General features: G+C 55.3%; 14 protein-coding genes. 4 read left to right on the top strand and 10 right to left on the bottom strand.

Going from position 1 to position 12,622, the window contains the following annotated elements:
- Positions 1-4: 4 nt before the first annotated feature.
- The 10 genes from BTW08_RS16205 to BTW08_RS16165 all read right to left on the bottom strand — a co-directional run bounded on the left by BTW08_RS16205 (position 5) and on the right by BTW08_RS16165 (position 8,933).
- Positions 5-349 (bottom strand): YqaA family protein, encoded by a 345-nt coding sequence (locus tag BTW08_RS16205; RefSeq protein ID WP_348638916.1) that lies wholly within the window; start codon positions 347-349, stop codon positions 5-7.
- Between the two features lie 251 nt (positions 350-600).
- Positions 601-1,014 carry a hypothetical protein gene (locus tag BTW08_RS19050; RefSeq protein WP_139284317.1) on the bottom strand — a complete coding sequence of 138 codons (414 nt, stop codon included), beginning with the start codon at positions 1,012-1,014 and terminating at the stop codon, positions 601-603.
- A gap of 123 nt (positions 1,015-1,137) precedes the next feature.
- The gene (locus BTW08_RS16200; protein WP_075563547.1) at positions 1,138-1,872 is read right to left on the bottom strand and encodes a DUF4396 domain-containing protein; all 735 of its coding nucleotides are present in this window, start codon (positions 1,870-1,872) and stop codon (positions 1,138-1,140) included.
- 555 nt (positions 1,873-2,427) lie between these two features.
- Complete coding sequence (locus BTW08_RS16195) at positions 2,428-2,982, bottom strand: cytochrome b/b6 domain-containing protein (RefSeq protein WP_071232265.1); 555 nt, start codon at positions 2,980-2,982, stop codon at positions 2,428-2,430.
- A gap of 32 nt (positions 2,983-3,014) precedes the next feature.
- Entirely contained in the window at positions 3,015-3,797 is a 783-nt protein-coding gene (locus tag BTW08_RS16190; protein ID WP_075563546.1) for a copper resistance protein B, read from the bottom strand.
- A complete protein-coding gene (locus BTW08_RS16185) occupies positions 3,790-5,757 on the bottom strand; it encodes a copper resistance system multicopper oxidase (protein WP_075563545.1) in 1,968 nt (655 codons plus the stop codon). The genes BTW08_RS16190 and BTW08_RS16185 overlap by 8 nt, the downstream gene beginning before the upstream one ends.
- Before the next feature lie 60 nt (positions 5,758-5,817).
- On the bottom strand, positions 5,818-6,327 hold the full coding sequence (locus tag BTW08_RS16180; RefSeq protein WP_071232268.1) for a plastocyanin/azurin family copper-binding protein: 510 nt from the start codon (positions 6,325-6,327) through the stop codon (positions 5,818-5,820).
- Positions 6,328-6,418: 91 nt separating this feature from the next.
- Positions 6,419-6,874, bottom strand: coding sequence for a DUF411 domain-containing protein (locus BTW08_RS16175; protein WP_075563544.1), 456 nt, complete (start codon positions 6,872-6,874; stop codon positions 6,419-6,421).
- Between the two features lie 96 nt (positions 6,875-6,970).
- Positions 6,971-8,122, bottom strand: a complete 1,152-nt coding sequence (locus BTW08_RS16170; protein WP_083627932.1) for an ATP-binding protein — start codon at positions 8,120-8,122, stop codon at positions 6,971-6,973.
- A gap of 145 nt (positions 8,123-8,267) precedes the next feature.
- Entirely contained in the window at positions 8,268-8,933 is a 666-nt protein-coding gene (locus tag BTW08_RS16165) for a response regulator transcription factor (protein WP_075563542.1), read from the bottom strand.
- Between the two features lie 593 nt (positions 8,934-9,526).
- Here BTW08_RS16165 and BTW08_RS16160 point away from each other — a divergent pair.
- The 4 genes from BTW08_RS16160 to BTW08_RS16145 are packed head-to-tail and all read left to right on the top strand — an operon-like array spanning position 9,527 to position 12,612.
- Positions 9,527-9,766 (top strand): NADH-quinone oxidoreductase subunit A, encoded by a 240-nt coding sequence (locus BTW08_RS16160; protein ID WP_246837775.1) that lies wholly within the window; start codon positions 9,527-9,529, stop codon positions 9,764-9,766.
- A complete protein-coding gene (locus tag BTW08_RS16155) occupies positions 9,757-11,067 on the top strand; it encodes a hypothetical protein (protein ID WP_139313695.1) in 1,311 nt (436 codons plus the stop codon). The genes BTW08_RS16160 and BTW08_RS16155 overlap by 10 nt, the downstream gene beginning before the upstream one ends.
- Positions 11,060-11,983, top strand: a complete 924-nt coding sequence (locus BTW08_RS16150) for an NADH-quinone oxidoreductase subunit H (RefSeq protein ID WP_075563539.1) — start codon at positions 11,060-11,062, stop codon at positions 11,981-11,983. The genes BTW08_RS16155 and BTW08_RS16150 overlap by 8 nt, the downstream gene beginning before the upstream one ends.
- Positions 11,983-12,612: an NADH-quinone oxidoreductase subunit J gene (locus BTW08_RS16145; RefSeq protein ID WP_246837773.1), complete on the top strand. Its 630-nt coding sequence runs from the start codon at positions 11,983-11,985 to the stop codon at positions 12,610-12,612. Before BTW08_RS16150 ends, BTW08_RS16145 begins: the two co-directional genes overlap by 1 nt.
- The last annotated feature ends 10 nt before the right edge of the window (positions 12,613-12,622 follow it).

The following is a 12,622-nucleotide window of genomic DNA, read 5'->3' as shown; positions in this document are numbered from 1 at the left end:
GGGGTCACGTTGTTGCAATAGCTGCGATTACGAGGTAGCGCAGACCTTTGGCAAATGTGACGATCAAAAGGAAACTCCAAAGAGGTTCACGCATGAAGCCCGCTATTATAGTTAAAGGATCACCAACGATTGGCATCCAACTTAGCACAAGAACCCATCGTCCATGGCGTAGATAGATAGCCCGAGTCTTATCAAGTTTTTCCTTTTTACATGGGAACCATCGTCTATGGCTGTACTGGTCTATGTGGCGACCTATGTACCAATTGATAGCGGAGCCAAGCACGTTTCCTAATGTTGCGACCAGTAGCAAAAGTGGGATGAGGTATTTATTTGAAAACAACATGGCCATAAGCACTACCTCTGATTGCATTGGCAGTAGTGTCGCTGCCCCCAAAGCCGTAAAAAAAAGGCCGAGATAGCTGGTTATTTCAAATATAATGGTTGCCCCACATGTCTGTTTGGAAAAGCCGGTGCTGTATCATAAAGAATTTGTGTTGTTTTCGCTAAGAGCAGGCTGTTTTTTTATAATAATGGAGGTCGGGCATTTTTAATGCCAAGCCCTTTTGGGCTTGGCGAAAAGTGCCTTTGACTTTTTAGTCTCTATTTGACGCCCATGTGGATGTTGTAACGATTATCAGAATCGTTAACGCTACCAAGAGACGATCCTTTTATATCTAAGTAATAGGTTCCGGGGTCCACACTTTCATTGAGTGTGAAGTGCCCTTTGCTGTCAGAATCTTTAGCAAGAAGTTGGCCAGAAGGCGAGTACAAAGAGGCTTCTATGGCCATCGTTCGATTTGATTCGCTCGCAAGGTGTTCACTGCTCAAATACAGTTTTCCTGTTCTGGCGACGGGGATCTGATATCGGACTGGGCTACCTCCTAGTTGCTGAGAAGATGAGACGCCCTCTTTGAGTATTTTGCCTTCGGCTTCTTCGTGTCCCGGTGCAGCAAAAACCGGAGCGGTAGCGGCTACCGCAATTGCTAGGATCAACACTTTGATTCTGCTTTTCATGATATACTCCTAAATGATTGGTGCAGTACAAGTGTGTGTGATGAGCCTGAAAAAAAGCTGAATCATTATCTGATTCTTCACTCCATTATTGCTTGATGATTAAATGATATTGTTATGCGGAGGCTACATTTCTCCTTTGATTTCGAGCTTTATTAGCCACCAGTTGACCGGATATGAGATGATAAAACCAAAAGCCATGGCAACTTGTATCATAAACCAAAATTCAATTGTATTAATGCGCAACGGATGGCCCAAGACTGAAGGAAAGAGGTAGAAATGGGCGAAGGCCATGAATCCATACACCCCCACTTGCCAAAAGGTTAGGGGCAAAAAGTCAACTTTTATCGCTTGGATGATACCATTGCCAAATGAAGAGTTACGCGTCTTTTGGATAGTGAGGTATTGAAATGATATCGCTAGCAAAAAAGCTAAGAAATAACTCAATATCCATACTGAAAATATTTCCTTATCAAATAGTGTTTGCCAGCCTAGCCAAATGGAAATCGATGGAAAAAGTGATATCAAGGCTATGGCAGCTATATTGCCGAGCACGCAGCCACTGCCACATTGCAAGGTCCCTTTTGCCACCTTGAGAGGGAAGGAGGTATAACGATAATATGAAGGTTTGTCGTTATCTGCTGCTGTCCTTAGAGGAGCTTTTCGCGCTGCTAAAGGGTCATTTTTTCGGTAGAGAACAATGGTTAATAAATGGCCTAAAAACGAGAAGGTTTGCCAGATATGATTCATGAGGCTGATGTTGCGTGGGTTCCTTCGCACGACCATGATGATATAGATAACGCACAAAATACCTAGTGCAACAGAAAGCCAGGAAAGAGCCGTAGGCCAGTGTGGTATCATGTGTACTACCTTTAGTGCTTAAATTCCTAGCTGCTGCCTGTTGAGCTCAAAAGACTTAATTGAGTAAGCAGGCTCGTTATTGCCATCGGTATGCGAATTGGCGTCCATAAATCATCAGTATCGTTATCTGGTTTTCGATAAGGGCTAAGTATTGCTTTTGCAACTATTGCATGCTTGAATTTACATTTGTCTATTTGGGTTGCCTTGAATACTTGGGTGCATCCTAGGTGTTCATAAATAGGACCATGAGTACGATGAGCAAGGATAAGAGTAAGCTTGCTGGATCTGTTCTGCGTAAGGAAGCCTCTTCTATTTTGGTATCTTTATGCTCCAATAATGCCTTGGTCTTACGTCCGAAGAAAGAGCTACAATGCTCACTCATTAACCTTCGATAAAATATGGTTTTGTTGGTTGGTGTCGATGCCACTCCTGGTTTTTTCTGGACTCATAAGATATCTCTTGGTGATCGATGACGTGGGTCGGAACTGACGCGCCGTTGAATGAAAGCCATCGGATTCATGTCGTACAGCCTATTTTCAGCCTAGATGATGAAGTTTAGCCTTGTCGGCGGCCAGCCATGCGGGCAAGAATCCCGTCACGCCGTATTAGCCCGTGCCAAAGAAGTGCCATGCCAGCATGAACAACAATCAGCGTCAGCAGGGTCCAACCAAGCCAGACATGCCACTGGCGAGCTATCATCATGCGACCGTTTTCGGGGCTTCTGCCATCGAATAGAGGTATGCCAAATGGCGTGAATGGCTGGCCGCCGAGCCATGTCATGTAGAGCCCGAGAGCCGGTATTCCCAGCATAAGCAGATAGAGCAGCAGATGAGACATTACGGCTGTACGCGCCAGTCCACCGGTATGAGTTGGGCGGTGGGGTAGGCTGAGTAGAGCCCAAAGCGCTCGAGCCATAATCAGCCCCATCAGTAGCGTTCCTAGTGGCCGATGAGTCGAAAGCCAAGCCTGTATCCATTGCGGGTGCCCCCATAATACCTTGGCCGTCATACCGCCCAGTTGCCATAGCAACAGAGCGCCAATACCCCAGTGTAGCCAGCGGCTGATTCGACCGTAGTAAGCAGGTGTATCCCTCCATGGAAAAGATGACATCGTGATCCTCCCTTAATGTAAAACTTGGACTTTTAGTACCAGGCGCGCAGACCCATTACCAAGGCAGTTGTTGACTCATCATCATCGTAATTACGTTCGTAGCTAACCCCCACGTATGGGCTTAGCTCCCTCATCAGGTCGTAGCGCAGACGAAGACCGATCTCACTACTGTTAAAACCGCGCTCAATGTCGTACTCGGGAACATCCTGGAACGATGCTGAGAGCTCCAGTCGTGGTTGCAGGATCAATCGCTGAGTGAGTAGCATCTCGTATTCGAACTCGGCGCTTGCACTGACATCACCTTCGTCACTGAGGTATAGCGCAGTATCGGTTTCCAGCAGCAGCGGCACCAAACCCTGGAAGCCCACGACCGCGAAGCGTCGGTCGGGATCAGGGTTGAAGCTCTGGCGTACGCCGGCCTGCAAGTTCCAGAAAGGTGAGACTAGGCGGCTATAGAGTAGCTGTAGATCACTACTCTCGGGGCTTCCACCGTTGATCGGTCCCTCTCCCTCGCTTTTCCACCAGAATCGGTTGATATCGTTACCGATCCAGCCCTGGGCGTCCCACAGCCAGGCATTGGGCGCGCCGTTGCTATCTCGGTATTCGAATCGGTCGACCAGTATTTGGCTGAATATCGCGTCGTCATGTACCGGTTCGTTCCATTCGGTGGGAGAGCCGCTACGAGCATTCAAGGGCTCTTCGGGAACGACCTCGTCTACATTGGCACGACCGTGATGGTCGCCGAAAGCGACGGAGGGCAACCAGAGAGCTGCAATCAAAAATGCACCACAGTGAATGAGTTTGTTGTTAAACATTATCGAATGCCTCCGCCGGGGCTACCCGTACCACCCGGAACATCCCGGCATCCATGTGGTATAGCAGATGGCAGTGGAACGCCCAGCGTCCTGGTTCATCGGCAGTGAACAACAGCGAAGCACGTGAGGCGGGTAGTACGCTGAGGGTGTGCTTGAATGGGAGATAATCTCCCTGGCCATTTTCCAGTTCCATGAACATGCCATGCAAGTGGATGGGGTGTTCCATCATGGTGTCATTGACCAGGATCAGACGAATGCGCTCACCCAGCACGATGTCGATCGGCGTGGATTCGGAGTATGTCAGGCCGTCGAACGACCACATGTAGCGATCCATATTGCCGGTCAGGTGTAGCTCGATATTCCGCGACGGCACACGCCGGTCGCGCATTGGCTTGACGTTGCGCAGCTGCGTGTAAGTGAGTACACGATGGTCGACAGCCTCTAGCCCGGTACCTGGCTCACCGAGGCGGTCGCGTTGCACCTCGGCGACGTTGAAGTTGCCGGGCCCATGACCGCCGGGCTCATGGCGCGCCACGACCGGCCCGGGATCGCCTGCACCCATGCCCGCCATCCCGGCCATGGCCGCGCGTCCGCTGTTTTGGTTCATACTCGACATAGCGCTGTGATTCATGCCCGACATGCCACCCATGCCACCCATGCCACCCATGCCACCGTGGCCATCGCCGTGGCTCATGCCCGACGTGATGCCATTGTGCATGCCGCCCATGGCACCGGACTCTTCCTTGCCGTGGTCCATATCGGTCATGGCATCGGCGGACATGCCGCCCATGGCCCCGTGCGTCATGTCCATGCCCATATCCACCATCGTGCGCTGGGGTGATTCTCTCAACGCCGGTATCGCCGCGCGCATTCCGGCGCGAGGCGCCAAAGTACCCAGAGCGTAGCCGCTGCGATCCATCGACTCCGCCATCAGCGTATAGGCGATGCTGGCTTGGGGTTCGACAATGACGTCGAGAGTTTCCGCCACGCCAATCTGAAACTCGTCGGTCTCTACCGGCTCTACTTCCTGACCGTCGGCACCGACTACCGTCATTGGCAGGCCGGGAATGCGAAAGTTGAAGTAGGTCATGGCCGAGGCATTGATGACACGCAGGCGTACGCGTTCCCCGGGCTTGAATAGTCCTTCCCACCCCGTCGCTGGATGGCGTCCATTCATCAGGTAGGTGTAGGTGGAGCCGGTCACATCGGCGATGTCGTTGGGGCTCATGCGCATGTTATTCCATGCGAGCCGGTCACGAAGCGTCGACATCCAGCCATCCTTCTCGACGGCGTCGAAGAAATCGCCTGCCGTGCGTTCATTATAGTTGTAATAGTCGCTCTGACTTTTCAGTCGTGCCATTACCCGATGCGGATCTTCAAAAGTCCAGTCGTTGAGCATGATCACGTATTCGCGATCGGCCTGTATCCGATGGGGTGTTGCGGGATGAACGACAAGCGGCCCGGTCAGACCGATCTGCTCCTGCATACCGGAGTGACTGTGATACCAATAAGTCCCACTCTGGCGCACGGGAAATGCGGCTTCAAAACTTTCGCCTGGGGCGATGCCGGGAAAGGAAACGCCTGGTACACCGTCCATTTCAAACGGCAGCATCAAACCGTGCCAGTGAATAGAGGTATCCTGATCGAGGTGGTTGTGAACGCGCAGACGCGCTCCTTGTCCCTCCCACAGTTCGATGAGCGGCGCGGGGATCGAGCGATTGATGGTGATGCCGCTGCCGTGGCCTCCGGCGATGGCGACCCGTTCGCGACGTACGTCGAAATCCAGCGAAACTGGGTGGGGCGGGCCGCCTGCGACCTGCGCCGCGATTCCGCTCCGGGGGGAAAGCGTTTCCCCCCGCGCATAGCTTGGTAACAGTGACTCCAGCCCTGCCAGCGCACCGGTTCCGGCTAACGCGACCAGAAGACGGCGGCGATCGTTATCGATCGAACGATGTTTCATGAGTTTCTTTCCTGGAGTTCTAGTGACGTGCCTGAAGTGCTTGTGACGCGTGGCCAAGGCTCAAGAATTCGAATTTAACGTGACCGTCCCTTTCATCCCGGCTTCGTAGTGGCCTGGCAAGAAGCAAGCGTATTCAATGGCGTCGCCTTGCTGGGGCGCGGTCCAAGTCAATGTCTCGGTCTCGCCCGGCGCTATCGTGATGGCAGCACTCTGACGGCTCATCTCGTCTTGGTTCATCATGCCGTCGTGATGATTGTCCGCCATGTCATTGCTGTCGGTAGCACCGTGGTGATCACCACCCTGCTGCATCATGTCACGGTGCATCTGCTGCATACGGCTGCTGCCGATAGCAAATTCGTGAGGAATCATGGAAACGTTTTCGACACGAAAACGTACCGTCGTGCCTGGCGCGATCTGCAGTTCATCGGCATCAAACCACATGCTCCCAGCCTGGATATCGATCGTTCGATCAGGTTCGGAGCCAATTGTTTTCCCCTGGTCGTGGCCGGTGTCGGCCATTGCAGAGGTGGTGACGGCAGCAAAGGTGAAAAGCAAAAACAAGAATTTCATAAAAGCTCCACTGAAATGAGAGGGCGACACGTTTGTCCGATTGCCCGAGGAAGACGAAATAGGAAAGGGCCAGATGCTGCGGTCGGAAGTATCACCCGGCCGATGTCGGCAATGTCATGAACAGTTGGGTTTCATCATTGCCGAATTGATGCACGGTCAGTGCCTGAACCTGATCGCCGGGCATACCTGGAGTCCCAGCGGGCATGCCGGGCAGCGATATACCTTTCACGTCCGGACGTTCGGTGAAGAGCCGGCTGAGCGCCACGCCGGGTACATGGCCCTCGACAATGTAGCCGCCCATCTCGAGGGTATGGCAGCTTCCGAGTCCATGTGGAACTCCGAGACGCGCTTTGGTATCACTGAGACTCGTTGTTTCTATTACCTCGACTTCAACGCCACGCTCCTCCAAATATTCCCCATAAGCTGCACAACAGCCGCAGGAAGGGCTTTTATAAAGTATGGCTTTATCGGGCAGCGCGGCGTTTGCGAACTGAGCACTCAGTGTGAGTGTTGCGGATAACAGCAGTGTGATGGTCCTACGTGGCATGGCAGATATCCTGAGGGCTGTTGAATTCCTATCGCCAGTAGACGCCGGTAATCTGAAATAACGCTGAAAGGAAAATGCTACTGAGAGGAGATATTTTCAGGGTGTTCCGCGAGGGACAAAAGTTATCTCGACCCTCAGTCCGCCCAGTCTGGATCGGTCATAGGTCACGTGGCCGGCGTAGCGCGCGGCTAGCTGCGCTAAAATGGAGAGCCCGAGACCGTGCCCTCGATACTGTTCATCGAGCCTCATACCTCGCTGGCCGAGCTGCCCAAGCATGTCGTTGGGCACCCCCGGTCCGTCATCCTCTATTCGCAGGCGGCATGGCGCGGCGAGCAAAGTCAGCTCGACTCTCTGTCGCGCCCACTTTCCCGCGTTATCGAGCACGATGCCCAGCAATTCCATCCCGTCTTGACGCTCCAGCGGCATCCTAAAGTCGGTGATAGAGGTGTCATCGAGAATAAAAAATCGATTGGGATATAGAGTTTGAAACATTTCCAGCATGGAGGTGATCTCTTTCATCCCCATGTGTTGCTGGCCAGTAGATTGACCGACGATACGTGACTGTCGTAGCTCACTTTCCAGTTTTTCGTCGATATCATTGAGCCGTTCGAGCATACGCATGCGGCGTTTCTCATCCATGGCCCGTTTCGAACGCAGAGCCTGCATGACCGCGGTGAGCGGGGTTCTGATAGCATGAGAGAGGTTGGCAAGTGACTCTCGCGAGCGTTGCTGACGCCGTTCATGCTCATCGAGAAGCGTGTTTAGCTGGGCTATTGGCGCTTCTAACTCGGAGACGGTCTTGATTTGAAGGCGACGGCGCTCGCCGCGTTGAAGCTCGATGAGCTGTCGCGACAACTGACTGAAAGGATGCAGGGCACGGTTAACCGCAAATAGGTTGAGTAATATCAGCAACAGCAGTAATGCCACTGCCACTGCGCCGATCCACCAGTGCAGCCGTGTCAACCCCTGTTCGATACCGGTGAAATCCTCTCCCACAATCAGTGTGGCCGATTCGCCGCCGAGAAAGAATCGAGTCCGCCAGAGAAGCAAGCGATGATTACGCCAGTTTATTAATTCGGCGCCTTCACCCGACTCTTTAATCGGTAATGACTTGAGCGCACCGTGGGTACTGAAAACACGTCCGTTCATACGCAGTTGGTAGAAGTGGTGAAAAGTTTCGGCGGGATTGGCATCGGGCGGCAACGACAATGCCTTCAGGCCGTCGATGCGCAGACGACCAATGACCAACGCAGATTCCTGTTTCAAGCGATCAGCGAGAAAGTTATGTGCCAATCGATCTAATAGAAGCCCGTGTAGTACCCAGGTGCTGCCCACCACTATTAAGGCTGCTACGCCTAACCCCCCGAGTAGGCGTAGTCGCAGACTTCGCGAATTAGGCCGTAACAAGTATGTACCCTTGGCCGCGACGGGTTACAATTCGTTCGCGACCAAGCCGAGAGCGTAATCTACCGATGTAGACCTCGACTAGATTGGGCTCGGCTGCGTCTTGCTCAAGCGCATAAAGTTGATCTAGCAAATGCCTCTTGGAGTGGATGCGGTCGGGGTTGCGCATCAAATAGCGTAATAACCGGAATTCGGTAGAGGTCAAAGTCTGCCATTCTTGGTGCATCAAACTGAACTGTTGACGCGCCTCATCGAGACGAATGTCATTGACTTCCAATAATGAGGAGAAGGTATTTGCTTGCCTTCGTAATAGCGCTTGTAGTCGGGCTAGCAGCTCCTCCTCATGATAAGGCTTGGTCATATAATCATCGGCGCCTATGCGAAGACCTTCCACTTTATCGACCCAGCTATCTCTAGCCGTCAAAATCAATATTGGCACCGACCATTGCGCCTGCCTCCAATTAGCGAGAAGATTCAATCCGGCGCCATCAGGTAAGCCGAGATCGAGAATCACCAGCGCATACACCTCCGTAGCTGATAGAGCCATCGCCGTTCTCATGGTGAGGGCGATGTCGGTGCGGTATCCAGCGTCATCGAGAAGTTCGGCTAGGCTTTCCGCTAGTAGTTCATCATCTTCAATCAGTAAAATTTTCATATTTTCAGGGGTTTGCTTTAGCTTTCGGAGCTTTACCTTTCAGAATAGCTGATTTTCCTGAACTGATCCTGAATGCGTTGTACGCGATATCATCATGGGGCGCCAGCTTTATCCTCTCTCATCTATTACGCCGCTTACCCTAACTTCCTGGAGTTTGGCTTAGCCCAGCAATCGAGGAGATAGCGAATTTTAGATTACTGAGCTCTCTTGTGTGAGTTGAGCAGATAACTGGCAACGCCTCTTTAAATCGGCGCCTATGATTTATGAATAATGCCAAACGCAGAGTGCCGAGTTGCTGGGGCGGTTAGGGCCTGGCACTCCGGTTTTTATTAACCTACTTTAACCGAGGGGCTAAATAGGGACATTCATTCAGCTTGCGTTCAGAAAAGCCGCCTAGTTTTTAGAAACGAACGGGCTAGAAGCCCTAAGGTCAGAGCCCTTGGTACGGGCTGAGGATTGTTGAGTCAGCGACGCGAGGGATACGCATGGAGCTGTTCGCTCTTCTAATCATTCTAATTCTTGCTCTGAGCGCCGGCTTGTTGGTGCAGTGGTTGCCCATACGTCACCGGCCACGGCCTAGCTGGTCTCAACGCGTGCCGTTTTTGGGCGGGGGGACGCCCGACAGCCACGCCTGGAGCCGCTATCACGTTCGCTATTACTCCATGACACTGCTGTTGATCGCCTTCGAAATGGAAATGATGTTCATGTACCCGTGGGCAGTCGTATTCGTCGAGAAGGGCATGAAAGCCATGATGGAGATGGGCATGTTTCTCGCCATCCTGTCGGTGGGCATCGTCTATGCCTGGCGTGAGGGGGTGTTCAAGTGGCAGTGAACTGGCTGCATAAGCTCGCGGCGCGTGGCAGCGTTCCCGTGTTTCCCGTATTGGGGATCAATGGCGCTGGCGCGTTGAGACACCTTGTGCTTTCACCACACATCGAACTGGTCGACTCACCGCGCCACGCCAGCGTGCTGCTGGTGGCGGGGGAGATTCCGGCCGACCGCTTCGAGCCCCTGCGCCGGGTGCATGACCAATTGCCATACCCCTTCACGACGCTGTGGTTTCGCAGCGAACCCTGGCCCCATCTGGAACGCGTGGCCCGTATCGACGCTCTCGATGACCTGCCCGGCGCACTGGTCAAAGCGCATCGCGAGCTGATGGAAGGCCGCCGCGGCAGCGCCCATCGTCTCCTGCCGGATGAGCCGCCCAATCCTTGGGAAGGCGAGGGCGATTTCGGCCAGGGCGGTGAAGGCATGATGGGTGGGGTGCCCTACGGGCGACCCATGGCCATGAACATGGAGGATGACATCCGCGACGGGTTGACGCTGGATTCACTGACTTTCCGGCTGGGGCCATTCTTTTTCGCGTTTCCGCCCGGCATGGCGGCGGAGATCACCCTCCAGGGGGATCTTGTGGAGACATGGAAAACGCAGTTTGCACCGTATCCACAATTTCTCGACGAGGTCTTTTTCAACGCGCACGAGCGCCCCGTCCCCATTGCGGAGGTCGAGCTTGCCCGGGTTCGCCATCATCTGCAGCGTTTGTTTCATGCGTTACACCTGGCGGGCCTGGAGAGCGTGAGCCTGAGAGCCTTGCGCTTGGCGCATGGATTGTCGACGTCGAGCACCCTCGACGGATTGCGGCGTGCGCTATCGCGTAGTGGCTTCTTTCGCCTGACGGCGGGCGGAGGCGCGCTCGGCCCCGAGCAGGCACGCATGATCGGCGGGCCTGCCGCCCGAGCTGCCGGAATGGCTGATGATCTGCGCTCGGAGGACGCCGGCTATCGACGGCTGGGGTTCTCCCCCGTCTGTCAGGCCGAAGGCGATACCCATGCTCGCTGGCGGCAGCTTCTGGATGAAATCGATCAATCCCTCCATCTGGCCCGTCTGGCCGAACGTGACAACGTACACACGGAGCGAGCAGACAGCATCGAGACGCCGCGTGGCCCCTGGTCGGAGCGGCGGCCGGCGGATGCGAGTGCGCTCTTCGATGAGCTGTTGCCCGGGCTGGAGTGGGGCGACGCCCTGGCAACGGTCGCCAGTCTGGATGTCGCGGCGTTGGCCGACCAGCCTGTCGGCACACAGCCATCCGGTGAGTCCCGCGCGGCGCGGGGAGGCAACGGAAACGATGTTTAGCGAGCTATTTCTGCCGGTTCTCATGGTGATCTTCATGCTGGTTGTCGGCGGCTATGCCGTTGCCGTGCTTGATCGCCTGGTTGCCAGCGCTCTTGGCATCCCTCAGGCCGGGCGTATCTGGCTGGCGCCGATGGCGCGCGGAGCCTGGTTGCTGACCCAGCACGCCAATGCCACCGAAGCGCCGGATTGGCGGGCCTGGCGGCTGGCACCGGCCCTGTATCTGGCGTTGGCGGCGGGCGGGCTGGCGGTGGTGCCATGGTCGGCATCGCTGGTCGCCACGGACCTGGTCACCAGCGTGGTGCTGTGGGGCAGCGTGGAAGCGCTGGCGACCGTCGTCATCTTCTTGCATGGCTGGTCGGCGAATTCGTTACTGGCCTTGATCGGCGGGTACCGGTACGTGGCGCTGGGGCTTTCCTACATCCTGATCAGCATGTTCGTGCTGATCGGCGTGGCATTGCCGGCCGAATCGCTGCAGTTCACCCAGGTGGTGGCTTCGCAGGAAGGCCTGTGGAATGTCATCCGCCAGCCGCTGGGACTGCCGCTGTTTCTCATCGTCGGCCTGGGCATGACCTTCTGGGGGCCGCTGAATCTGGCCGATTCGACGGATCTTGCCGGCGGCACGGCCTCGGAGATCTCGGGGCCGCCACGGCTGGTCTGGGACATGGCCCGGGCGGGCATGCTGGTCGCGTTCAGCGGCGTGGCAGCGACTGCCTTCCTGGGGGGCTGGCTGGGGCCCTGGCTGCCCGGCCCGGTATGGATGTCCCTCAAGATGCTGGCGGTATTGAGCGTGCTGCTGTTGCTCGGGCGGCTACTGCCGCGACTGGCGCCGGAGCGCTGCGTCACCTTGATGTGGGTCGTGTTGCTGCCGCTGTCGTTCATCGATCTGGTATGGGCCGGGATAGGAGTGCTGTTGTGATGGAGAGCATGAATCACGGCCTCGGTGTCGATATCGCGTTTCTGCTGCTGGCCACGCTGGCGGTGGTCACCGGGTGGCGCGTGTTTCGCACCGATTCGATGGTACGGGCCTCCTTCTTTTTGCTGGTGTCGTTCATCGCCGTGGGCGTGATCATGATCCTGTTGGCGGCGGAATACCTGGGCGTTGCCATGTTCTTCATGATGGCCGTGGAAATGACGGTCATGGCGCTGTTCATGGTCATGTTCATGATGAACCCGGCCGGCCTGAATCCCATGAACATGGTCCATCAGGAACGCATCGCCATCGGGGCTGGCGTCGCCGGTTTTCTGGTACTGGGCGCCATGGCCCTGTTGGCAGTCTTTCCCGATCAGCCGGTGCCGGCAGGCCTCGACCCCGTCAGATCACTGGGCAACGAAATGCTCGGTGATTCGATGCTGATTTTCGAATCGGCGGGTCTCGTGCTGCTGACCACCATGATCGGCGTGGTGGTGCTGTCGAGCCATCGCGGGCGCTATGGCGCGGCGGCGGAGGGCTCGATGCCGCCGGGGCTGGAACCGGGCGGCGACCCGGCAGGCAAGCCCGAGGAGGACGAAGAGGGCGAGCATCACCATCATCACCATCATCACTGAGCGGGACAGA

The organism is Salinicola sp. MH3R3-1, assembly GCF_001937155.1.
Lineage (GTDB): Bacteria > Pseudomonadota > Gammaproteobacteria > Pseudomonadales > Halomonadaceae > Salinicola > Salinicola halophyticus.
This window is presented reverse-complemented; position numbering and strand designations above follow the sequence as displayed.